The 24,860-nt window shown below is 36.9% G+C and carries 19 protein-coding genes and 1 riboswitch; of the genes, 4 read left to right on the forward strand and 15 right to left on the reverse strand.

The genetic code is table 11. The features are described 5' to 3' along the window. Nucleotides 1-281: 281 nt before the first annotated feature. Both recQ and B5473_RS15590 read right to left on the reverse strand, forming a co-directional pair. Nucleotides 282-2,045: a DNA helicase RecQ gene (gene recQ / locus B5473_RS15585; RefSeq protein ID WP_079526779.1), complete on the reverse strand. Its 1,764-nt coding sequence runs from the start codon at nucleotides 2,043-2,045 to the stop codon at nucleotides 282-284. A 751-nt stretch (nucleotides 2,046-2,796) separates the two neighbouring features. Then, entirely contained in the window at nucleotides 2,797-3,978 is a 1,182-nt protein-coding gene (locus tag B5473_RS15590; protein ID WP_079526781.1) for an MFS transporter, read from the reverse strand. Between the two features lie 216 nt (nucleotides 3,979-4,194). On the opposite strand from B5473_RS15590, the gene B5473_RS15595 reads away from it, so the two are divergent. Beyond that, complete coding sequence (locus B5473_RS15595) at nucleotides 4,195-5,799, forward strand: ABC-F family ATP-binding cassette domain-containing protein (protein ID WP_079526783.1); 1,605 nt, start codon at nucleotides 4,195-4,197, stop codon at nucleotides 5,797-5,799. A 53-nt stretch (nucleotides 5,800-5,852) separates the two neighbouring features. Here B5473_RS15595 and B5473_RS15600 read toward each other — a convergent pair whose 3' ends face one another. The 3 genes from B5473_RS15600 to B5473_RS15610 all read right to left on the reverse strand — a co-directional run bounded on the left by B5473_RS15600 (nucleotide 5,853) and on the right by B5473_RS15610 (nucleotide 8,471). After that, nucleotides 5,853-7,553 (reverse strand): hypothetical protein, encoded by a 1,701-nt coding sequence (locus tag B5473_RS15600; protein WP_254865348.1) that lies wholly within the window; start codon nucleotides 7,551-7,553, stop codon nucleotides 5,853-5,855. 211 nt (nucleotides 7,554-7,764) lie between these two features. Next, nucleotides 7,765-7,965 carry a cold-shock protein gene (locus B5473_RS15605; protein WP_079526785.1) on the reverse strand — a complete coding sequence of 67 codons (201 nt, stop codon included), beginning with the start codon at nucleotides 7,963-7,965 and terminating at the stop codon, nucleotides 7,765-7,767. A gap of 215 nt (nucleotides 7,966-8,180) precedes the next feature. Beyond that, nucleotides 8,181-8,471: a DUF1033 family protein gene (locus B5473_RS15610; RefSeq protein WP_079526787.1), complete on the reverse strand. Its 291-nt coding sequence runs from the start codon at nucleotides 8,469-8,471 to the stop codon at nucleotides 8,181-8,183. Between the two features lie 297 nt (nucleotides 8,472-8,768). On the opposite strand from B5473_RS15610, the gene B5473_RS15615 reads away from it, so the two are divergent. Together B5473_RS15615 and B5473_RS15620 are read left to right on the forward strand one after the other, a co-directional pair. After that, nucleotides 8,769-9,416: a 5-bromo-4-chloroindolyl phosphate hydrolysis family protein gene (locus B5473_RS15615; protein WP_079526789.1), complete on the forward strand. Its 648-nt coding sequence runs from the start codon at nucleotides 8,769-8,771 to the stop codon at nucleotides 9,414-9,416. 2 nt (nucleotides 9,417-9,418) lie between these two features. Continuing rightward, nucleotides 9,419-10,531, forward strand: coding sequence for a toxic anion resistance protein (locus tag B5473_RS15620; protein ID WP_079526791.1), 1,113 nt, complete (start codon nucleotides 9,419-9,421; stop codon nucleotides 10,529-10,531). A 47-nt stretch (nucleotides 10,532-10,578) separates the two neighbouring features. On the opposite strand, the gene B5473_RS15625 is transcribed toward B5473_RS15620, so the two are convergent. The 10 genes from B5473_RS15625 to dapF all read right to left on the reverse strand — a co-directional run bounded on the left by B5473_RS15625 (nucleotide 10,579) and on the right by dapF (nucleotide 23,893). Continuing rightward, entirely contained in the window at nucleotides 10,579-10,776 is a 198-nt protein-coding gene (locus B5473_RS15625; protein WP_079526794.1) for a DUF6501 family protein, read from the reverse strand. Nucleotides 10,777-11,333: 557 nt separating this feature from the next. Beyond that, on the reverse strand, nucleotides 11,334-12,068 hold the full coding sequence (locus B5473_RS15630) for an amino acid ABC transporter ATP-binding protein (protein WP_079526796.1): 735 nt from the start codon (nucleotides 12,066-12,068) through the stop codon (nucleotides 11,334-11,336). A 1-nt stretch (nucleotide 12,069) separates the two neighbouring features. Next, nucleotides 12,070-12,816 (reverse strand): amino acid ABC transporter permease, encoded by a 747-nt coding sequence (locus B5473_RS15635; protein WP_079526798.1) that lies wholly within the window; start codon nucleotides 12,814-12,816, stop codon nucleotides 12,070-12,072. A 124-nt stretch (nucleotides 12,817-12,940) separates the two neighbouring features. Further along, nucleotides 12,941-13,777, reverse strand: a complete 837-nt coding sequence (locus B5473_RS15640) for a transporter substrate-binding domain-containing protein (protein ID WP_079526801.1) — start codon at nucleotides 13,775-13,777, stop codon at nucleotides 12,941-12,943. 114 nt (nucleotides 13,778-13,891) lie between these two features. Next, nucleotides 13,892-14,079: riboswitch (Lysine riboswitch) on the reverse strand. A gap of 144 nt (nucleotides 14,080-14,223) precedes the next feature. Beyond that, nucleotides 14,224-15,483 (reverse strand): 2-oxoglutarate dehydrogenase complex dihydrolipoyllysine-residue succinyltransferase, encoded by a 1,260-nt coding sequence (gene odhB, locus B5473_RS15645; protein ID WP_079526803.1) that lies wholly within the window; start codon nucleotides 15,481-15,483, stop codon nucleotides 14,224-14,226. Nucleotides 15,484-15,576: 93 nt separating this feature from the next. Then, nucleotides 15,577-18,384 carry a 2-oxoglutarate dehydrogenase E1 component gene (locus B5473_RS15650; RefSeq protein WP_079526805.1) on the reverse strand — a complete coding sequence of 936 codons (2,808 nt, stop codon included), beginning with the start codon at nucleotides 18,382-18,384 and terminating at the stop codon, nucleotides 15,577-15,579. Between the two features lie 315 nt (nucleotides 18,385-18,699). Next, nucleotides 18,700-20,094, reverse strand: coding sequence for a HAMP domain-containing sensor histidine kinase (locus B5473_RS15655; RefSeq protein ID WP_079526807.1), 1,395 nt, complete (start codon nucleotides 20,092-20,094; stop codon nucleotides 18,700-18,702). A gap of 5 nt (nucleotides 20,095-20,099) precedes the next feature. After that, nucleotides 20,100-20,771, reverse strand: coding sequence for a response regulator transcription factor (locus B5473_RS15660; RefSeq protein WP_079526809.1), 672 nt, complete (start codon nucleotides 20,769-20,771; stop codon nucleotides 20,100-20,102). A 121-nt stretch (nucleotides 20,772-20,892) separates the two neighbouring features. After that, nucleotides 20,893-22,902: a diguanylate cyclase domain-containing protein gene (locus B5473_RS15665; protein ID WP_254865349.1), complete on the reverse strand. Its 2,010-nt coding sequence runs from the start codon at nucleotides 22,900-22,902 to the stop codon at nucleotides 20,893-20,895. Nucleotides 22,903-22,930: 28 nt separating this feature from the next. Beyond that, a complete protein-coding gene (gene dapF, locus B5473_RS15670; RefSeq protein WP_079526813.1) occupies nucleotides 22,931-23,893 on the reverse strand; it encodes a diaminopimelate epimerase in 963 nt (320 codons plus the stop codon). A 390-nt stretch (nucleotides 23,894-24,283) separates the two neighbouring features. On the opposite strand from dapF, the gene B5473_RS15675 reads away from it, so the two are divergent. After that, nucleotides 24,284-24,832, forward strand: a complete 549-nt coding sequence (locus B5473_RS15675) for a GNAT family N-acetyltransferase (RefSeq protein WP_079526815.1) — start codon at nucleotides 24,284-24,286, stop codon at nucleotides 24,830-24,832. Nucleotides 24,833-24,860 lie beyond the last annotated feature (28 nt).

Raw genomic sequence — 24,860 nt, forward strand, 5'->3', positions numbered from 1 at the left:
TTCACCTACACTTCTTAACTGAATATTCTTATTAAACTATGAATACAGAATTTTTACAATATCTTAACTTAAAGTTTAATGATTTAAACCGTAAAATAGTTAAAAAAGAATGTACTGCGCTTGGCAATACATTCCTTTAGTATAGTGAGATAGCAAATTTAATGAGTAAATTGAATTTATTCGTTAAAAAGTGTTTTTTAGAATAAACTGGATATCTTTAAAATAATTATGAAAAGTTTAATTTCGAGCAATCGTCAACCTTGTAATTATTTAACAATACATTATGAATTTGCAATAATCGCCTCAATAAAAGTTTTACCGTATTTTTCTAGTTTGCTCTCCCCTACACCGCTTACCTCTAAAAATTGTGTACTGTTTTTAGGTTTACGGACACACATATCTTTTAAAGATTTATCTGAGAAAACAACAAAAGGTGGAACTTTCTCACGATCGGCAATTTCTTTCCGTATTTTACGAAGAATTTCAAATAGAGGATCGTTTGGCTCTACTGTTGATTCAATAATACGTGCTTCTTTACGCAACACCTGTTTTTGACCAAGCAGTACTTCTTTACCTTCATCAGAAATGGACAACGTCGGAAACTGTCCATTATTTACGACAATCAGCTTTTCTGAAATTAAAAACTCGATGAAACTGGCAATCTCTTTCGCATTCATTGCACGTAAAATGCCGTATGTCGGCAACTTTTGGAAATTGAATTCAAGTACTTTCTTACTGCGCGAACCAGCCAATACTGAAGCGGTTAATTGTTTACCGAATTTTTGCCCCATTCTTACAATACAGGACAATACTTTCTGTGCATCAGTTGTTACATCCAGCTGTGGACGGTTATCTGTGCAATTCGCACATCTGCCGCAATCTTGTCCCGCCTCATCTCCAAAATATTCAATGATATAACTTTGTAAACAGCGCTCTGTATGACAGTAATCGATCATCGCATGAAGCTTTTGCAGTTCAAAAGGAATTCGAGAGCGATCTTGTGCCTGATCTATTAAGAAACGCTGTGTTTGTTCGTCGGAAGAGCTGTAAAGCAATATACACTCACTATCCAGTCCATCACGCCCTGCACGGCCCGCCTCCTGATAATAGCTTTCCATATTACGAGGCATATTGTAATGAAGCACATAGCGTACATTTGTTTTATTAATCCCCATTCCGAATGCATTAGTAGCGACCATTATTTGAACTTCATCATTTAAAAAGCGATTTTGTTCATATGTACGGTCTTCTTCAAACATACCACCATGATATTTTGCTACTGCAAAACCGGCTTTGTTCAGCATTTCATAGACGGATTCGACTGATTTTCGAGTGGCTGCGTAAATAATCCCTGCTTCATTTTCATTTGCTTTCACATATTTTTTTATATAAGCTTCTTTGTTTTCTCCAAGTAAAACTGAAAATGATAAATTTTCACGTGCGAATCCGGTAATGAATGAATTTTCTTTTTCAATGGAAAGAAGCTGTTGAATGTCTGCACTTACCTCTTCAGTAGCCGTTGCTGTCAATGCAATAACGGTCGGTTTCTTTTTCCATAAATGCAGCAGTTGCTGTATTGAACGGTAACTTGGACGAAAATCATGCCCCCACTGTGATATACAATGTGCTTCATCAATTGCCAATAGTGGCACATTTATTTGAGATAGTTCCATACAAAAACGCTCATTCTCCAGTCGTTCCGGTGCGATATAAAGCAATTTAATTTTACCGCTTTGAACACCATACATCACATCCTGCACTTCTTCATAGTTTAGCGAACTATTAATATAAGCCGCTGAAATTCCGCTGGATACAAGCATATCTACCTGGTCTTTCATAAGGGAGATCAATGGTGAAATAACAAGTGTCGTACCTTCCATACACAGTGCTGGAATCTGATAGCAAAGGGATTTACCGCCACCTGTCGGCATAATTACAAGCGTATCGTTGTTATTTAATACATTATCGATAATTTGGGTTTGACCAGGACGGAAAGAGTCATACCCAAAATTTGTTTTTAAATGTTGTAATGCTAGTGAAATCATAATCCCTCCTCAATAACTTCAATTTCTTTATTATACATGCAAATAAAAGTTCGTAAAAGAAAGTTTAGTTTACATAATATATTTATAGAACTGTTTATATTAACTGATAAGCTTATGTCCCCTATTTCCAATATTTTCGACATATAAAAATAGAACCCTTTCTAAATAGGCAAACAATTTATTTGCATTATTTGTTGGGTTCCTTTATTTCTTATGAGCTTTATTTGGTAGTAAAATTTTTATAATGTAGTGTCGGATAATATGTACGATTGAATCAATAGTATTTCAAAGGGGCTATTCCCTATTGTCTTCTCTTATGAGAGATAAGGCGGTATCATTGTTGTATTTTCTATATATAATTGGAAATGTTTTAATATCATTTTATTTATTCTAATAAAATTCTGATTTTCTAATATATCCTGGTAATGTTCTAATATGTATTAAGGAAGTTCAAATATCCCCTCTTGATGTTCTAATATCATCAAGACATTTTCTAATAAAGCTCTAGGTTGTTCTAATAAAATCCAATGCGTAATACTCCCTTAACGAACCCTCAGTTAAAAGCAGTGAGTTGAACGCTTTATTCTAATTTCTTCTTAAATTCTTCTAATATCTCCTCTAATTGTTCTAATAACTCCCCGATATTTTCTAATAAAACCATTTTTTTTTTCTACTTTACCATAACAAGATTATGTAAACTAACGCGACTTTAAAAAAAGGAGTGACTGAACGGATTCAGACACTCCTCCCATTATACTGATTTCTTTTGTCTTTGCATTCCAATGATCGAAAGTGACATAAAAGCGAATAATATGACGATAATCCACTTCGTAACGTAATGAGTACCGGTCACATCATACACAATCCCAATGATAAGCGGGACGATTGCACTCATCATAAAACCGCCCGACAATACCATGGAGCTCCATTCGTTTGCTTCGGCTTTGTTTTTTGCTTCATCTAAAGGTAGCATTAACCCGATCGGGAATAATCCGCTTAGAACAAAACCGAATACAACCGCGCTGATCCAGATTGCCCAAGTCTCATTGATAAAGAATACGGCCGAACCGACCAATCCAATCATAATTAAACTATGCAGCCAAATGATTCGATTAGGATAACGGTTAATGAGAGACGGAATGAGTAAATTACCTACTAACTGAACGATTGTCATCAATGTCAAAACAGAACCCGCCGTTAACAATGGCATCCCCTGTTCCAACGCTACGGATGTCAGCCATGTCGTCAAACTGAAGAACAGCGATGTTTGGAAACCGAAGTATAAAAGGATCGACCATGCTACTTTATTTTTCCAAGGGTTCCGTTTTTTTTCGGTTTGAAGACTTGTGATGGACGCAACACCGGAATCTTTTACTGTTGTGAACCAGCTGATCATCGCTAAAATAGCCAAAATACCCCAAATTCCTAATGCCAGTGCCCAATTCCCATTAAAAGTTTTATAAATAATGGCTGTGAACCCAGCACTTAACGTAGCCCCAAAACCCATCGCAAAGGAATAGACTCCAATAACCGGTTCCATTTTTGTCGGAAATATTTCTTTTATATAGGCGTTTATAATCGGACTAATAATAGCGATGGCAAAACCTGCCAAAAAACTCGTTACTACAAGTGCACTATAATTCGAAATTAGGATTCTTGCCGCCGTAGCAAGACCGATTAACGCAGTTAAAATTGTTACCGACCAGCGATAACCGTATTTTTTTTGTATTGGAACGGCCAGAGGTGCAAATAAACCCATACAAAATACCGGGATCGATGTCAGTAAACTCATATGGGTACTTGAAACTTGTAAAGCTTCCCTAATTGTCGATAAAATCGGACCTACAGAAGTAATGGCCGGACGCAAATTGATGGAAACAAGTATAATGGAAAAAATAATGAAAATAGATTTCCATTTTGATAATTGCTTCATATTCGTTCCTCGTTTCTCTTTTAATAACTCGATAGTAAAACGGACTAAAAATGTGTGACAACTAAATGATTCTGCTTTATAAGATTCGTTTATTTCCGATGCGCTGTTATTTAATTTAACAATAAGACATGCTATAATAGAAACATTGTGTGCAAAAGAGAATTCTCTTTTTTAAGCAATCGAAAATACAAAGAAACAATTCAAGGAGGTACTTGCATGATTCAAGTATCAGGTGTAGGTCTACGTTATGGTGACCGTAAATTATTTGACGATGTAAATATTAAATTCACACCAGGTAACTGTTATGGTCTTATTGGAGCAAACGGTGCTGGTAAATCGACATTCTTAAAAATTTTATCTGGTGATATTGAGGCACAAGAAGGCCACGTATCAATGGGTAAAGATGAGCGTCTTTCAGTATTAAAGCAAAACCACTTCGAATACGATGAATTCAACGTATTAGATACAGTTGTAATGGGTAACAAACGTCTTTGGGAAGTAAAAGCTGAAAAAGACGCAATCTACATGAAACCGGAAATGACAGATGAAGATGGTATGCGTGCCGCTGAACTTGAAGGCGAATTCGCTGACATGAACGGTTGGGAAGCAGAATCTGATGCTGCCACTCTTTTAAACGGTCTAGGTATCGGCGATGACATGCATTACTTGATGATGGCTGACTTAGAAGGTTCTGACAAAGTAAAAGTATTATTAGCGCAAGCTTTATTCGGTAAACCGGATGTATTACTGCTGGATGAGCCTACCAACCACTTGGACTTAAAAGCGATTAAATGGCTGGAAGAGTTTTTAATTAACTTTGAGAATACAGTAATTGTTGTATCCCATGACCGTCACTTCTTAAATAAAGTATGTACACATATCGCAGACTTAGACTTCGGTAAAATTCAGCTTTATGTCGGGAACTACGATTTCTGGTATGAGTCTAGTCAATTAGCTCAAAAAATGATGGCAGACCAAAACAAGAAAAAAGAAGAAAAAATTAAAGAATTAAAAGAATTCGTTGCACGTTTCTCTGCAAACGCATCGAAATCTTCTCAAGCAACTTCTCGTAAAAAAATGCTTGATAAAATTGAGCTGGATGACATCCGTCCATCAAGCCGTAAGTACCCGTTCATTAACTTCCAAGCTGGTCGTGAAATCGGGAATGACGTATTAACAGTCGATGGCTTAACAGCTTCACAAGATGGCGAAATTTTATTCAAAGATATCCGCTTCTCTATGAACAAAGAAGATAAAATCATCCTTTTAGGTTCTCCGAATGCAAAATCAGCATTAATGGATATCTTAATGGATCGTCAAAAAGCTGATGCCGGCACATACAAATGGGGTGTAACAACATCTCAAAGCTACTTTGAAATGGATCATGACCAATACTTCGGCGGTAACGAAAAGTCATTAGTTGAATGGTTACGCCCTTATTCTCCTGAAGATGAAACAGAATCGTTCCTACGTGGTTTCTTAGGCCGTATGCTGTTCTCTGGTGAAGAAGTGAAGAAATCTCCGTCTGTATTATCCGGTGGTGAAAAAGTGCGCTGTATGCTTTCTAAAATGATGCTTTCAAACTCGAACGTATTATTATTGGATGAGCCAACAAACCACTTGGACCTTGAGTCAATCCAAGCATTGAATGAAGGCTTAATCCGCTTCAAAGGTGCGATGATCTTTACATCACATGACCACCAATTCATTCAAACAATCGCAAACCGAGTAATCGAAATCCGTGAAGACGGTTCTATTTTAGATAAACCATTAACATATGATGAGTATCTAGAGTGGAAAGATGCACAAGGCTTAAGCTAATAAACGAAAAGAAGGAGGCAGCTATTCTGCACTCCTTCTTTTTATTTGGAAACTTATTCGATAATCGTATTTTTATAAATGTCGAGAATTTCAAGCAATTGCTTTTTCTTTGTTTCATCAGCCTTTAATTGATCCAGTTTGTCTATATATTGTGTGATTGAATAACGGGAAAGGACCGGTAAATCATACGTTTCGGCAAGTAAATCAAATAATGTTTGCAGTTCATCGGTTAAATAAAACGGAAGCGTTGATATAGAAGTGAAAGCATATTGTCCTTCTTTATTTATACCTATTTGTGGTGTATAAACCGGTAAAGGAAATGATAAATCAGGCTGCGGCTCGAGTGGTTCCACAATTTCTTCATCATCCATCGACCACATTTTCTCAAATTTATCTTCCCATGTAAAATCTGCAGCCATTCTGTAGCGCGCTTCGATCCAGCCTTTATTATATCGACCTTTATGATCAAGACCGATATTTTGATCTTTCATTAACTGTAAAAGAAGTTTATATTCTTCTTTCAATAATAAATAATCATCTATATACGTGGATAATGGTATATCAAATGTCTGGAGTATATCATCCATATACTTTTTAAAATAAGGATTTTTCATTTGCTCATCTAGCGACTTTTCAAGCTGTAATCGTGCATTTGAACGTGCTGCTTCATCTAATTCAACTTCAAAATCCTGTTTCAAATAATTTAATAAACCATACATCGCCCCTACTTCTTCATTGGCGATTCGGTAAGCATAGGATTTACCAGGAACGTTCTCATCTAAATAATAATTTTCATACTCATACAACTGTAATGTAATATCTTTATGTCTCCGCAGCTGGTTGTTGTCATATGAAGGTATTTTACCGAACTGATAATTTGCCACTTCATCAAGCTCCATATCCAAACTCCGCTCCACGACAATGAATAGTTCCAGCAGTTCGTTTGAAACCGGTGCATTTTCATTTCCTAATGCCGCTTCTTGCTGCAAAGCTTCTTTATATTGACTGAAATTATACCGCGCCAACTCCTGCAGGTTATTTTTTTCACTAACTTCGTGAATTAAGGTATTCTGTTCATCTGTTAAACCCATTATATTAAAATCTCTTGAGGTTAGAACAATACCCCCCTCCCGAGTTTTAGCGAACTTGAAATGATAAGAATCCACTGTAAAAGGCAATTCCAAATCAGTAATCGAAGGCTCGATATGGACGAATTCGCTTTCTGCTAAATATTCAAGGTAATCGAATGATATTCCCATCTTTTTTGTATACAGTTCTTCCTGGTCACTAACCGGATAGCTTGAAGTGCCCCATTCATCCAAAACCAAGCCTTTACCAGTATCATGCATCTCCCTGTATAAAATATCATGTTCTTTATTAACAAGTAAATATTCCTCGATATAGTCCTGTTTGCTAATATCAAGCTCTTGGAACATCTTTTCAAAATACAGTTTCAATAGTGGATTTTGCATATCATATGTAATCTGCTCATCTAATATTTTCAGCTGAATTTGGCGCTTTTCATCACTTAGTGTAATATTTTGCTGCTGTAAATAATCGATAAGCGTAAATTTAGATATTGCTTCACTTAATGCAGAAGATTTTACAGCTTCTTTTGAGCGAATCCAATTGTCCCGATAAAAAAGCTCATATTGATGTATTTTTAAATATGTTTCGCTTATCGATCTGAAATTACTTTCACTATCCGCCAGTGCGTTCACTTGTTTGTCTGACTGCTCTCTTTGTTTTTGCACGTATAACAGTACGAATAAACTGGCCAATATTAATATAATAATTGTTCCCCATTTTAACGTCCTATTATTGTTAGCAACTGTATTATGTACTTTTCGTATCGATATCGCAACCTCCCTTATACTTCTTCCAAATTATAGCATTCTATTCAAATATGTGTAATAGCAAAGAAAAAGCTGCGTACAATGATACGCAGCTTCGGAATTTGTACTTTTATAGTTTGATTACATTAGATGCTTGTGGTCCGCGGTTGCCATCTACCACTTCGAATTCCACTTGTTGTCCTTCTTCCAATGTTTTGAAACCTTCACCTTGAATTGCAGAGAAGTGTACGAATACATCGTTTTCCCCTTCTACTTCGATGAAGCCAAAACCTTTTTCTGAGTTAAACCATTTTACTGTACCTTGTTTCATCAATAAATACCTCCAAAAATAAAAGTTAACAATTAAAAAACCAAATAAAAAAACACATATTACAAGAGTACCGATCCACTAACTCGATTACTGTTTGTAATATGTGAAGCCATTGTATTCGGTCAATCTTTCAATTGTTAAATATAGTATATATATCATAATTATGACTGTCAATTACCATTTGGCAAATTAAGCAAATTTTCAATCAAATGTAGTTATTGTGTAATCGCTTCTGGCGTTAATACAATAATGCCATGATAAATTTGGGCATCATCATCACAGGCTTCACAAAATTCACATTCATCCTCTGACCAAAATGCATAAAATCGTTCATTTTTATGTGCTTCAAACTCATATTTGTTGCGAAATTGAGCAAGCAAATGATTCAATGCCATTTGGAATTGATGCTCTGTATCATATTGCTCCCTTGATACGATATACTCTTCCCAACCGTCAAATTGCCACCAAGGCTCATAATCTGCCTTCATATAAATAATTTTATACATATACATTATCCTTTCTTTCTCTATATTTTAAACACTTTTGTCCGCGATGTCTAATAATGCTCATTATAATTAGGGGAAGAATGGAAATCATAATAATTGTTCAGCTTTTCAAATCTTTTTACTTTTTAATAGAGCCAAAACTTGTTACGATTAATGAAAAGCCGCCATTACAATTTCTTATGAAATACGTGGTTTGAAATAATTAATTCCGCTGATTTTTCTGCAATAAAGTAAGTAATATTGAAACTTTTTTACGTTTCATACGTATCAATAGTATCGAGTAAAGGAGGTATGACAATGCTTGGTCCTATAAATTTTCTAACACGACATCTAATTAATGTATTAGTTTTTTCGACAGCGGCTACACTTACGTTTGTTAATTTTACCGGCATAACAACGATGCTGGCATTACCTCTTGGAGCAGCAGCATATTTCATCAGTAATAAAGTAACATACGCCATTCAAAAAACGACACAAAGTAAAAAAGTTGGGCTTTCAAAATCGGAATACAATTTAATCGAAGCACAATTAAAACAGGCCCGTTCACATATTCAGGCATTAAATCAGCAGTATGTCAGAGTGCGTTCGGTACGTTCTTTTAAGCAAATAAATGAAATGTCAAAACTAGCAAAACGCATTATCAATATTGTGCAGACAAACCCGCACAAGTTTTATGCAGTGGAAGATTTCTTCTATGCACACTTACCGTCAGCCGTTCAGCTTTCTGATAAATACACGTTACTGACAAAAGAACAAGTGCCCGGTACGGAAGTGCACTTAGCGTTGGAAGATACGCGCAGAACTTTAAAAGAGCTACAAATTACGATGGAATCAGATTTGAAAAGTGCTTTATCTTCGGATATCGAAAACTTAAAAATCGAACTCGACTTTGCAAAATTGTCGAATGAAAAGCGTAAAGATCGATTAAAAATCGGCGGTGAGTAACAATGAATATGACCAATAATCCATTTGATGCCTTTACAGCGAGTGAAAATGTTGACTTGCAAGTAAGTAAGGAACAGTTTGCGGTGAATGTTGCAAAAAATGCAGCCTCACCGCTTTTCGCATCATTATCAAATGATATGAAACAACGGGCCCTGCAATTAGCCCAAAATTTAGAGCCGAAAAATTACGAAACGGTTCTGGCATTTGGTTTACCTGCACAAGAAGCACTGAAAAAATTCACGACCCAGATGCTGCAGTATATTCAGCGCAAAGATGTACGGAAAGTCGGTGAAGTTTTATCCGATTTAATGCAGCATTTGGAGATGATTGACCCGGATGCATTAATTGAACAGGAAAAAGGTTTTTTTGCTAAACTGTTCAGTCGTTCCACACAGTCTATTCAAGAAATTATGACCCATTACAATAAGTTGAGTAAACGCATTGATCGCTTAAGCATCCAACTGGAATATAACCAAAATGCTTTATTAAACGATTACCAGTTTTTAAATAAACTCTATGCAATCAATGAAGATTATTTCCAGGAAATCAATGTTTATATTGCCACACTGGAAATTAAAAAACAGCATATGCGAGATGTTGTCTTACCTGCACTGCAAAAAGAAATTATAGATGGACACAATCCGTTTAAACAGCATGAATTGAAAGATATTGAAATGCAAATCGAGTGGATTGATCGCCGTATGTATGATCTTGAATTATCGCGTGAAGTGGCAATACAATATGCACCTCAAATCCGGATGATTCAGCAAACGAATCAAATGTTAATCGAAAAAATTCAAAGTTCGATTATGACGACCATCCCTTTATGGCAGTCTCAAATAGCGATGTTATTAAATATGAACAATCAGCGACGTGCGATACGGTCTCAGCAACGTTTAATGGATGCATCGGAACAATTGATGCGTAAAAACGGCAAGATGCTTGAAGTGTCCAAAAAAGCAGCGAATCGACCAGCATTATCCCATAGTGATATTGACCGGTTTAAACAAACCCAGATGCAATTGCTGCACGATATTGAAGATACATTACGTGTACATGTACAGACAGACGAAAAGCGCCATGAAATCGAGCATACGATATTAGAACAGAAATAAAAAAGGTGTGAGAAAAGCCATTATGACTTTTCGCACACCTTTAATTTTTAAGCGAAGTATTCTTTATAGAATCCGCCAACTTCACCTGTGTTGTCGATTACAAAGATGAATTCTTCAGTTTCATTTTTCACTTCATATTCTTTGCCTACTGTTAATACGTTTGATACTAAATATTTCGATGCATCTGTATGTACACATTTTACTGTGCGAATTGTCGGTGCATCTTTCCAATTTAAATGTAGCATGTTGTTCCCTCACTTTTAGCTAATATCGATACTCTCCTATTTTATATGATTTTCCTGCCAGTGGAAAGCGCGTTGTAGTAAAAATCGACTTTTCTTGCTTCTAATATAAACACATAGAAGCCTACCTCATCAAATTAGTTTTAATTTATCGCTGTTTCCTATATTTGATAGAACAACTTTTCCATGTTAAACTCACAAACAGAGGTGGAATTTATGGCATTTGGTAGTCTTCCGATGTGGTTTTTCGCAATTGTAATTGCTTTTGCAATTGTATTTATTTTAATAAGCGAATGGAACTCACGAAAATAAGGGGCACATAACCCAAAAAAGCTATTTTTCTCTGAGAGAAAAAATAGCTTTTTTTGCTGAGCGTTGAAAATTGATTTCCATTTCGGGACGCTTTCCGCGGGCACGGCCTGAGCCTGTAGTCTCAGGCGTCGTGCTGTTCCCGCTGGAGTCGCCCTTCATTCCAATCAATTTTCAAAACATCCGTTATTTCTTAGTAACGGAATTCTTCTTATCCAACAGTACTGCAACTTCACACTCACTTTTATCTATTACCGTAGTGTTCGTTTCAGGAACTCTTTTGTCCGGTCGTGTTTTGGGTTTACTAGCAATTGTTCCGGAGGGCCTTCCTCAACGATAACCCCTTTATCCATGAAAACAATTCGGTCCGATACTTCCTTGGCAAACTCCATTTCATGTGTCACGATCAGCATCGTATTCCCTTGATCTGCCAGATGGCGCATTACCTTTAATACTTCCCCTACCATTTCAGGATCAAGTGCTGATGTCGGTTCATCGAACAGCATTACATCCGGATCCATCGCTAGTGCACGTGCGATTGCGACACGTTGTTTCTGTCCACCGGATAAATGTTTCGGTTTCGCATTTTTATAAGCGCTCATTCCGACAAGCTCCAAATATTTCATCGCATTCCGTTCTGCTTCATCTTTTGATCGCTTTAACACTTTGATTTGGCCAACAATACAGTTATTTAGAACATCCAAATTATTGAACAAATTGAACTGCTGGAATACCATACCTAAATGCGTACGATACTTTTCAATTTGATGACCGTCATTTAAAATATTTTCACCATTGTAGATGATTTCCCCTGCAGTTGGAGTTTCCAGTAAATTAATACAGCGTAACAGTGTTGACTTCCCGGAACCTGAAGAACCGATTAATGTTACGACTTCCCCTTTGTTTACTTGGAAATTGACATCTTTCAATACTTCATGATCGCCGAATTTTTTATTTAAATGGTTAATATCAATTACAACTGTCATTTTATTCACCATCCTTATCTAGCTTGTTGCCTGTAATGAGCTCTACTTTATATGAAGACGGTCCGTCCATCTTTTTCTCGAACAACAGTAAGAAACGAGTTACAGTAAATGTCATAATAAAGTATAATACCGTTGCGATAAAGAACGCTTCAATATATTTATAGTTACTGCCCGCAATCGAATTCGCAGTGAAGAACAGCTCCACTACCGAAATAACACTTAATACAGATGAATCTTTAATATTCATTACGAACTGGTTCCCTGTTGCAGGTAAAATATTGCGTGCAACTTGCGGCAGAACAATATGGATCATCGTTTGCAGGTGATTCATTCCAATAGCTTGTGCAGCCTCAAATTGGCCTTTATCAATCGATACGATACCCCCACGCACATATTCAGCCATGTAGGCACCTGTGTTTAAACTAATTACGATGGAAGCTGCTAAAAAGCGGTCAATATCGATTCCTAAATAGACAAGACCGTAAAATACGACCATCGCCTGTACCATCATTGGCGTACCTCTGAAAATTTCCACATAAGCCGTTAAAATAAAATTAATGACTTTCAGAATAGCTGATTTAATATTTTTCTTGCGTTGTGGAATTGTGTGCATAATTCCGATGAAAAATCCGATTAGTGTTCCACAAATTGTCCCGATAATTGCCAGGAGAAGTGCAGTCCAAGCTCCGCGTACAAATAAATCCCAGTTGTCCGTAAACAAGTTCCATGATGATTCTAAAAATGCCATCGCCTTGTCCTCCATTTCTTTCTTTGTTTCTACTATTTATGTATGAAACCATAATTTTAATAGAAAAAGGTTGTCTTCCGTTTGCCGGCAAGACAACCTCATTAAAACTGTTAATGCTACACGATTATTGTGCTGCTGGTTGATTTGCAATTGCGTCTTCCATTAACTGTTGACGCTCTTCTTCCGAAATTTCAGCTAAAACTTTGTTAATTTGTTCACGTAAATCTGAACCCTTTTTCAAACCTACTGCTACAGCTGTTGACGCTTCGTCTGCTTCAAAGTTTGGCTCAGGTACGATGTATTTAATATTATTCAGTGCCATTTCAGCAGAGATACCTTCCGGACGTTCTGAAACATATCCATCAATTGCGCCTGACTGCAATTGCACGCGCATTGCACCAAAATCAGTTGCCGCTACTTGTTTTTGAACACCTTCGATTTGATCGATTACATCATAGTGTGTTGTCGCTTGCTGACCTGTAATTTTTGCACCTGCAAAGTCAGATAATGAAGTTGCATTAGCATATGGGCCGTCTTCTTTTACAACAATGACATAGTCACTTGTGTAATAATTCTCTGTGAAATCAATTACTTCCTTACGTTCAGGCATTGGTGACATACCAGCGATTACTAGATCAATCGCACCTGATTGTAATGATGGAATTAAGCCATCCCAGTCTGTTTTAACAATTTGTAATTCCATGTCCAGACCTTCTGCAATTTTTTTCGCAATTTCCACATCATAGCCTGCTGCATATTCCTTTGAACCTGAAATTTGAATTCCGCCATTGGCATCGTCTTTTTGTGACCAGTTAAAAGGCGCATACGCTGCTTCCATACCGATTTTAATCACTTTTTTGTCTGAATCAGAACTGCTTGTAGTACCTTCATCGCTTGAACCACAAGCTGCTAGCAATAGCATTGTCATGGCAGTCAGCAAAATTAATAGTCTCTTTTTCATAGAAATTCTCTCCTTATTTGTTAAATTTCGGGCGTTATATATGCAAAAAACGACCTAAAAGAAGAACTTTAGGTCGTTTAAATTATAATTAGCCCGAATCCTCTACAGTTCCCATTTTGAGATAGCACAACTCAACCATCAGGGATATAGATGATTGAGACAGTTCTGCAATTATTCACTGCAGACCCAGCATTGTAAAATTGAGCGTTTACAACACTTCGGCGATATTTCCTTCTCTTATATTTCACAGCCAGCTCATGGCTCCATATAAAACTGTTAAGTATCGCGCCTCTACCTCACGAGAGTGTGAGGTTTTGATATGAAATTGATATGTTTATATTACATTATTGCGACATTTCCGTCAACACTCATTTTTCTGAAATTTAACGGTAAAAAAAGTAAATGCGCAATACGTAAAGTATTGCGCATTAGTAGAGTATATACTATTAAGAATTTAATAATAAATCTTCTGGGTTTTCGATCATTTCTTTAACTGTTTTTAAGAAGCCAACAGAATCTTTACCATCGATAATACGGTGGTCGTATGATAATGCTACATACATCATTGGACGAATTTGAACTTCACCATTAACAGCTACTGGACGGTTTACGATTGAGTGCATACCTAAAATACCAGCTTGAGTACCGTTCATGATTGGTGTTGACATTAATGAACCGAATACACCACCGTTAGTGATTGTGAATGATCCGCCAGCCATGTCGTTTAAGCCTAATTTTTTGTCGCGTGCTTTACCAGCTAATTCTGCAATGTTTTTCTCGATTTCAGCAAAGTTTTTCGCATTTGCATCACGAACAACTGGTACTACTAAACCTTCTTCAGTTGATACAGCAATACCGATATCGAAGAAGTTGTTTAAGTGAATTTCATCACCGTTAATTTGTGCATTTACATATGGATATTTCTTTAATGCTGCTACTACAGCTTTTGTGAAGAATGACATGAAGCCTAATTTAATATCGTTAGCTTTCACGAACTCATCTTGTTTACGTTTACGTAATGCCATAATGTTCGTCATATCAATTTCATTGAAAGTAGTTAACATTGCAGTTGATTGTTTTACTTCTAATAAACGTTTTGCAATTGTTTGACGACGACGGCTCATTTTTTCAACTGTAACACGGTCTGTATCAGCTGCTGGTGTAAAGATCATTGGACCATTACCAGCTGGAGCTTGAGCAGATTGTGCTGCAGGAGCCGCCGGTGCTGTACCATGTGCTGCAACGTCTTGTACACGTACGCGACCTTGTGGGTCAACAGGTGAAATTGCTGCTAAGTCGATGCCTTTTTCACGAGCTAATTTACGAGCTGCCGGTGAAGCGATTACACGCTCACCTGAAGTTTCTTCAACTGCAACTGGTGCAGGTGCTGCTGCTTTAGGAGCTTCTTCTTTTGCTGGAGCCGGAGCTGCTGGTGCTTCTTCTTTTGCAGCTGGTGCAGGTGCTGCGCCTTCGCCTGCTTCAACTACTGCGATTACTTGTCCTACTAGTACAGTATCGCCTTCTTCAGCTAAAATTTGTTTTAAAACACCTGCTTCTTCAGAGATGATTTCAGCATTAACTTTATCAGTTTCTAACTCAACGATGAATTCGCCTTTTTCTACGCGATCTCCAACTTTTTTCACCCACTGGGCAATTGTACCTTCAGTAATTGATTCTGCTAATTCAGGGACTTTAATTTCAGCCACGTTCATATCCTCCTTTAATTACGCTACACATTCATTGTATAGCAAGCCACTTCTATTTTAAATAGAAGCAGCTCTTTTTAAACAAATCATTTATTACTTTTCAAGTGCTTCGTTCACTAATTTAGCTTGTGCAGCTTTATGTGAATCGCCATCGCCTTCAGAAGTTGAGCTCATTGCAGGACGTCCTACATAGCGAACTTTTTTGCCTTCTGCGATATCATATAATGTTTCAAGAACATATGTCCATGAACCTTGGTTTTTCGGTTCTTCCTGTACCCAAACGATTTCTTTAACATTCGGGAAACGAGCGATAATATCTTTCACTTGTTGTGCAGGGAATGGATAAATTTGTTCAACACGGATGATGTGTAAGTGATCAAGCCCTTCGCCGTCTTTCACGCGTTCTGCTAAATCGATCATAACTTTACCAGTACCAAGTACTACTTTTTCAACCGCTTCTGTATTTTTGCCTAAACCTTCTTGCTCGATTACTTCCTGGAAGCGACCAGTTGCAAGTTGTTCAGCAGTAGCTGCAGCAAGTGGGTGACGTAAAAGTGATTTTGGAGAAACCACTACTAATGGACGTACACCTTCTGTACCTAATAATGCAGCTTGACGGCGTAATAAGTGGTAGTAGTTGCCTGCATTTGAACAGTTTGCTACGAACCAGTTATTTTCTGCAGATAATTGCAGGAATCGTTCCATACGGCTTGATGAGTGTTCCGGACCTTGACCTTCATAACCATGTGGTAAAAGAAGTACGAATCCAGATTTTTGACCCCATTTAGCGCGGGCACTTGAGATGAAGTTATCAAACATTACTTGCGCCATGTTTGCAAAGTCACCGAATTGTGCTTCCCATACAGATAGTACATTTTGGTTTTCTAAATTGTACCCGTATTCAAAGCCTACTACACCTGCTTCTGTAAGTGGTGAGTTGTAAACTGTGAATGATGCTTTTGCACCTTCAATGTGATGTAATGGTGTGAATTCAGAACCATTGTTTTTATCATGTAATACTAAGTGACGTTGAGAGAACGTACCACGCTGTGCATCTTGACCAGTGAAACGAACCGGTGTGCCATCTTGTGTGATTGTTGCATATGCTAATGTTTCAGCATGACCCCAGTCGATTTTACCATCAGCGAATGCATCACGCCGTTTTGCTAAAATTTTACCTAACTTGTTTTGCGGTTCGAAACCATCTGCAAATACAAGTAGATCTTCATTTACTTTAGCCAGACGCTCAGCATCTACTTTAGTATCGATTTCAGGGAATTCGATTTTTAGTTCTTCCGGCATATTAGGCGTTAAATGCTCGTCTTTTTCAGCCATTTCTTTTACATGATCATACGCCGCTTGCATTTCCGCATAAATAGCAGCATCTAAAGCTTTTACTTCATCAGCAGATAAAATACCAGCTTCAGCTAATTCTGCACCATACAATGCACGAATTGGTTCATGTTTTGCAACTAATTTATATGTTTCAGGGTTTGTTACTGTTGGATCATCAGTTTCGTTATGACCGTAACGGCGGTAACCGATTAAGTCGATTACGATATCCTTTTTGAACTTCGCACGGTATTCCGCTACAAAGCGACCAACAGCTGCCACTGTTTCAGGGCTGTCAGCGTTTACATGAATAACAGGTATATCATAGCCTTTTGCAGGGTCAGATGAATAATTAGATGAACGTGAATCATGTAACTCAGTTGTGAAACCGATCATGTTGTTTGCGATAATTTGAACTGTACCACCTGTTGTGAATCCTTCTGTTTGAGAGAAGTTGAAGCCTTCAGTTACAATCCCTTGACCAGCGAATGCCGCGTCACCGTGCAGGATGATACCAAATGCATTTGATGGATCATGTTTAGCAACACCTGCTGCTGATACATCATCTTGAGCTGCACGTACAGAACCGATTACAAGCGGGTTCCCTACTTCTAAGTGAGACGGGTTGTAGGCTAATTTAACGTTCAATCCAGAATCATGAGTGTAAGATGCACCCATATGATACTTAACGTCGCCAGTCCAGCCTTTTGTAATTTCTAATTTACCATCTTCAGGGAAGAAAAGATCGTTAGAAACGTGGGCGAAATCAGAGAACATCATATCGTATGGTTTATTTAATACGTGAGTTAATACGTTCAAACGACCACGGTGAGCCATACCAATACGAACGTTTTTTACACCTTTAGCTTCAGATGATTTGATAATTTCATCTAATAAAATGATTTGAGTGTCTAAACCTTCTCCAGAGAAACGTTTTTGACCAACAAATGTTTTATGAATGAATTTTTCAAAGTTTTCAATGCGTGTTAAACGCTCTAATACTGCTTTCTTTTCTTCAGCAGATAACGTTGTTTTGAATGTTCCGCCTTCAACTTGAGCTTCGATCCAAGCACGTTCTTCCGCATTTTGTAAATGTGCAACTTCCACACCGATTTTATCTGTATAAACAGATTTTAAATAATCAATTGCTTCCTTACCGTTTGTAACACCTGCAGGAACATTTGCAAAAAATACTGATGCAGGGATAGCTTGTAAATCTGCTGCTGTTAAATTGAATACGCTTTCTTCAATGCGTGAAGTATCTAATTGACGATTTTTTAATGGGTATAAGTCTGCTGCTAAATGGCCGTATTCACGAATTGATTCTGCTAACTTAACTGCGGCTAATACTTTTTTGTAGTCTCCAGTACCTGTTACTGCTGCTGTTGCAACCGGTTGTTGACCATCTGCAAAAACAGGACCACCGTAAGCTTGGAATAATTCTACTAGTTCCGGTTCCACTTCTTCAGGAGATTGCAGGAATAAGTCATACTGCTCTAATACATAACCTAAGTTAGGACCAGAAAACGCTGACCATGGAGAACCTGCAGGTAATACATTGTTCGACATGAAAATAACCTCCAAATTTTGCCTTATGGCTGTTCCAATAATTTACTTAAAAAGGTATAATATTGTATATCACAATACAAAAATTACCTTCTTTTGTAAGTAGATAAATTAAGTACCCTCTTTTTATCTACCAAAACAAAGCAAATAATATTTTATCATTCTTCCACATGGACTAAAAGCACATTTATAAACGGCGGAAGAACATTTTTTCCATCTCAATCTTACTACTCTTCACAAAAAATACAACTCTTTTTATCAAATTAAGCAATTTTTTTCGTGAACTATTGAAATAGTAATTAGATTGACTAAAATTATTCATTTTTTAAGAAGTTTAAGGTAAAAAAAGGTACCTTTCTGTAATTTACTTTCGACATCAATTTCCACTTCATATTTATCAGCGAGCATTTTCGTAATACTTAACCCTAGGCCAGTACCTGCAACTTTATTTGTTCGGGATGCATCCACCCGGTAAAACCGGTCGAAAATATGTGGTAAATGCTGTTCAGAAATACCGATACCATTGTCTTCTATCGTAACTGAAATAGGCGACTGTAATTCGTTATAATCGATTGTTACATGAAGATTTGGAACATTGCTATTATATCGTATACTATTACTTAAAATATTTCTAAAGATTTGCGCTAGAGCATGTTCGGTAATGGAAGCAGCCGTTTTATCCCCATTAACAGTCAGGTGAAACTCAGCGTTAGTATACAGTTGCAATAATTCTTCTTTTACTTGTTCGTATACTTGTTCTATATCAGCAGAAGCCTGTTCATCCGCTTGTTCCCTTCTTGCCAATTGCAATAGCTCTTCAATCATTTTCCTCATTCGCGCGATTTCGGTTAATGAAGTGTTTAATGATTCTTCCATTACTTCCGGTTCATCCTTACCCCAACGTTTAATTAATGATAAATGACCTTCAATAACTTGAATCGGTGTTCGCAATTCATGCGAGGCGTCTGCGACAAATTGCTGCTGCTTTGTAAATGAAATTTCAAGTTCATTCATTAAAGTACGATACATATGAAGTAAATCGCCAATTTCATCTTTTGCCGAATAATCAAATTTAGGTTGTGCAGTAAACCCGTTTTTTCTGACAAAACTCATTGCGTCCCTTAATTGGACAAGCGGTTTCATAAGCATATTCGCTAAGTAATAGCTGATCATAACCGAAAATAAAATAGCCCCGAAACCAATAATAAAAATTGTCGTCAAAATATAATTCATCATCGACTGAAATGCTGCTAACGGGTGAATCAGTTGCATAATCCCTTGAAATTGTCCGATTTGGACGACTCTGTGGATCACATAGCTTTCAGATCCTGAAATCGTCTGCTTTTCAATCATTGTTGAGAAATAATTTTGATTTTTTGGCAGTTGTGCAGCCGGCGCAGCATCATTGATCCGCATTACCTCAATACCATCCAGATTAAAAACCCGTACAGTTTGTTCTTGGTTTAAAATGGCCTTCATCAATGCGGTGTTGTTTTGAAGTGCCTGTACTGTAACAGTGTTCCCTTGTGATTCGAAGTAGGTTGTCATATCATCAACCGTTCGCAATGCATTTTTTTCTTCATTATGAATCAGCCATGTTTGCAATGCGATATACAGTACAACAGATATAAGGGCATAGCTTACAAAAATCGTGACACCAACTGCAAGCATCCACTTTGATTTTAATGAAAGGTTCAGTAATTTGTTTTTCATCATCCTCACCCGCGCATCACATATCCAACACCACGTACAGTTTCAATGTACGGAGTATTTTCTGTTTGCAGTTTTGAACGTAAATGGCGAATATATACATCGACTACATTAGTTTCTACCTCTGAATCGAATCCCCAAACTGTTTCTAAAATACGCTCACGTGTACATACATGATTTCTGTTCTCCACAAGCAGCTTCAATAAATCGAATTCTTTTCGTGTAAGCTCAATTTTATTATTTTCAAATATTACTTCATATGCATGCACATCGATTTCCAAGTCTCTTAAAATGAGTTGTTTAGATTTTTGAGTATGCTGTACTCTCCTCAAAATCGAACGGATCCGTGCTAGTAGTTCCTCTATCGCAAATGGCTTCACAATATAATCATCCGCTCCTGCATCCAATCCTGAAACACGATCCATGACTTCATCCCGTGCAGTAATTAACAGAATCGGTACATCGCTTGTTTTTCGGATTCTCCTACATACTTCTATCCCGTTTAATTGAGGCAGCATGACATCGAGTAAAATACAGTCGAATTGTTCACTTTCCGCCAATTCCAGACCAGTCCTCCCATCATATGCAACTACAGTTTCAAATTGCTCATGCTTAAGCTCCAGTTCAAGGAAACGTGCAATATTTTTTTCATCTTCTATTATTAGAATCTTTTGGTTCATCAGCTTCCCTCTCTATCAACAATATCTATTCAATAGTGTACCATTTGTATTTTACAATAAAAAAAGAATACGGAGTAAATTTCCGTATTCTTGCAAGTGATATTTGGATATGAAGAACGTGCTAATTGGAAGATTGTTTCGCCTTATATAATGCCTGATCTGCCAAATCGATTAGCACATCCAAACTTAAACTGTGCTGTGGATAAATTGATAGACCCATCGAGGCAGTAGGTGAAAAATGAGCCGCTCTAATCATCCATCCGATTTGCAGATTTTCTTTGATCCTGTCCATTATATGAGCTAGTTGAACAGAGCGTTCTTTTTCATAAAAGGACAGCCCTGTTAAAACAATTAAAAATTCGTCTCCACCCAACCTTATAACAAGGTCTTCATTCCGCACACTGCGAACGAGCGATTTCCCGAATTGAATTAAAAACTCATCCCCTACATCATGACCATATAAATCATTTACTTGTTTAAAGTTGTCACCGTCTAGATATAAAATCGCCAGGCAAGTGCCTGTTTCGTCCGCTTCGGTCTTAAGCAGCGGAAAGTCCTTGTACAGTTTCCGGCGATTACCTAGCTGTGTCAGGCTATCATGATACGCTAAATATGTTAATTTATCTTCCAGCTGCTTGCGCTCGGTAATTTCTCTTGAAACCATAACAATTTCCGTAATTTCATGATTTGCCAGATCGAACGTTAGCGTATAATTCCCTTCCGTCCATATCGTGCTATTATCTTTTTTATATAAAAGCAATTCTATTTTCTGTTCTTCTACTATATCAACCGTTTCCGGGTTCAATGCTTCATGCCACAGTTGGACACTTTCTGGCTTCAGCAATCGATCGTACGGTACACCTATCAGCTCATCTTCCCGATAGCCAAGTTTCCTTGAATAGGAAGGTGAAGCGTATTTAATTTTGCCGAAACGGTCTGTTACGACGATAAAATCATTCGTATTTTCAGTAATTGCTCTGAAATTACGTTCAATTATATATAGTTCGGACATTAATTGCTTTTCAGATGAAATATTATATTGAACCATTAAAAACTGCTCAACATCCCCTAGTTCATTTTTCAAAGGAATCATAGTTGAGTCCACCCAATAAATCTCGCCATTCTTTTTACGGTTGCACACTTCATCACGCCAAATTTCTTCTTTACTGACTTTTTGCCAATTACTCATTAAAGTTGTATCAGGGTGATACGTCGAATGAAGAAAATGGTGTGGCATACCGATTAGTTCCTCATGGGTAAAGCCTGTATTTTTAACAACTCTTTCATTTACATCTATTATATTTCCGTCAGCATCTGTAAAAATTACGTCTGCAAATGAATTGATCGCGTTTTTGAACATTTCCAGGCCGTGCGATGCGGTACGTAAAGCCTGTCCTTGTTTTATAAACTCTGTTATTTCTTGCAATATAATAAATACGGCAATATTTTCTCCGTTGCTTGTCAGCGAGGAAAAAGAAGCAGTAAAACATCGCTGTTCATTATGTTTATCGATAAAGAACAGCATTTTTGATTGAACATTTTCCCCAAGCTGGGCACGTTTCAAATAGCTTTTTAATTTTTTGGCCATTTTTCTTTTTAAAAAAGGCATGTCTAATATACTTGTACGGGACGCATCTTCTACTTGAATATTAAACTCATCCATAAATTTTGTGTTTGCTTCTAGCAATTGCAGGTCATTAGAAATTAATATCGTTGATAAAAATGAATTAGAAAATAAGGACCGCATAAATAAATATTTATCTTCTAAATCAAGACTCATCGATACTTCTTTTGTCATTGCCAAAATATAATTTTTCCCGTCTTGTACTACTGGAATAGTTGTCGTTCTTTGTTTTCGAACGTTCATTCTTTCATAAGTGAAATCTTCAAATTCAACTTGTTTATTTTGTTCGATTGTTAAGTCGTAATGGTGAATAATCGTTTTTGCCATATGGGACGGGATTACCTGTTCGATCGTTTTGCCGCAAGGATTCGTATTAATTAATTTTACTGCAGCATCATTGACAAAAATATAACGATACTTCTCATCTATTTTTTCCATAAAGAACACAGCATCATTACTATTTTTGAATAACAAATTCAATAGATCCATTGAAAAAATGGAACTCATTATCCTTGTCCCCCTACTTTACTGATCTTTACAGAAAGCTTTCTATTTTATCATTCACAAAAAGTTTGCATTTCTCATATTGGATTTGTTCTTCAGATGGCTGAACATGAACCAACTGTATTTTTTCGTCATGAATTTCAAACTCATATTCCCCTAATACCGTGGCATTTCCGATAAGTGCTAATTCCCAGCTTCCTTCATTAGTTGAAACTTCACATTGAACAAAGCCACCTGGGTTATAGACGGTTACTTTACTATTCGTAACGAAACCTTCAATAGAGGCTATTAGTGCAGAAGCAGTCATTGCAGTACCACAAGCATTTGTAAAGCCTACACCCCGCTCATAAGTTCGGACAAATATTTCATTAGGCGATAATGGCTGGACATAGCTGACATTTACCCCATCAGGGCAATATTCATTTTCGCTGTTCAAATAGGATGCGAGCTGTTGTTGGTGTCTCGTATTTTCGATATATTTTTTATCAACGATTCCGATTAAATGCGGGTTCGGTACAGAAATCGCAGTAAAAGGAATTTCTTCTGAGAAAGCAGGTATAATTTCATGGCGCAATTGTTTTTTGTTATCTACCTTCATTGGTAATGATGATAACTCAAATGAAACGGGCGAAATTTCTACAGAGTATGTAGGAAGCTGTTCAAAAATGGAATCCTCTCGTTTCACTTTCAAACAGGCATGCATTGTTTCGATAACCGCTTCATTAACATTTAATTTTTCACAGACATAACGTGCGACGCAGCGCAATCCATTCCCGCACATCGAAGCTTCCGATCCGTCTGCATTGATAACGCGCATTTTTGCATCTGCAACAGAAGAAGGAAGCACCAATAATAAGCCATCTGCACCACCATTATTTGATGGTTGACATAATTGTTTTGTGATATTCACAAAATTAAATTGTTCATCATATAATGCTTCGTATAAATAAAATGTATTTCCAGAACCATGAACTTTTGTAAGTTGGATATTCATATTTTGTGCCTCCGCGTTCTCTCTTATTTTATTATATTATACTTTTAAAAAATTCATCTTGTCATTAATAGTTTTTATTTACGCACTTTTCTGAATATATCGACTTTTAGCAGAAAAAAATGTTTTTTTCGAGCTTGAAAGTTGCGTCAAGAGAATATATTATAATAAACTGTAGATATATTTCTTATTTCGATATTGTTATTAATTGTCTAGGATAGAGCGAGACATACGAATTATGCATAATAGTTTAACGTCAAATTCTTTTAGGTAAGATCAAGCTCGAAATGACTACTGCCTTATGATAAAGAACCTTTTAGCATCAGAAGATTATTTGCACCATTTCTTTAACAACAGGCTCTACCATTTTCTTCTTAAAAGGAGGCGTTTCACATGTTAAAACAAAGAGAACTTCATGAAACAGCAGAATTATACGAATTATTACGTCATCCGTCTGTGTTTCCATTCGTACGTCAGAAAGCGACTTCAGCTGAAGAGTATTTATTTATGACTAAACAATTAATAGAAGAAGAACAAAACGGATTAACGATTTCACGTACAATTGTAGATGATTGGGGTGCCCCAATCGGAACAATCAGTATTTTTGATATCCAAGATGGCGCCGGCTTTTTAGGAACATGGATCGGCAAGCCATATCAAGGCATCGGTTATAATCAGAAAGCGAAATTAGCGTTTTTAAATGAACTATTTTTCGATTATGATTTCCATACAGTTTTCTTACGCATCCGGGAAGAAAATGCACGCTCACAAGCAGCAGCATTAAAATTACCTTATGTAGTAGATGCTGCGGAATCAAATCCATCTCTTTTCACAGAAATTAATCAAGGCGTAAATAAATTCCGTCTTTTTAAAATTCCAAAGGATCTGTTCTATTTAACAACTGCAAATACGCACGAGGAAACAGAAGAACAGGCAATGTAAAAAGGAAATTTTCACTAGTGACGTGATA

Origin of the sequence: Solibacillus isronensis, assembly GCF_900168685.1 — a bacterium.
Taxonomy (GTDB): Bacteria; Bacillota; Bacilli; order Bacillales_A; family Planococcaceae; genus Solibacillus; species Solibacillus isronensis_A.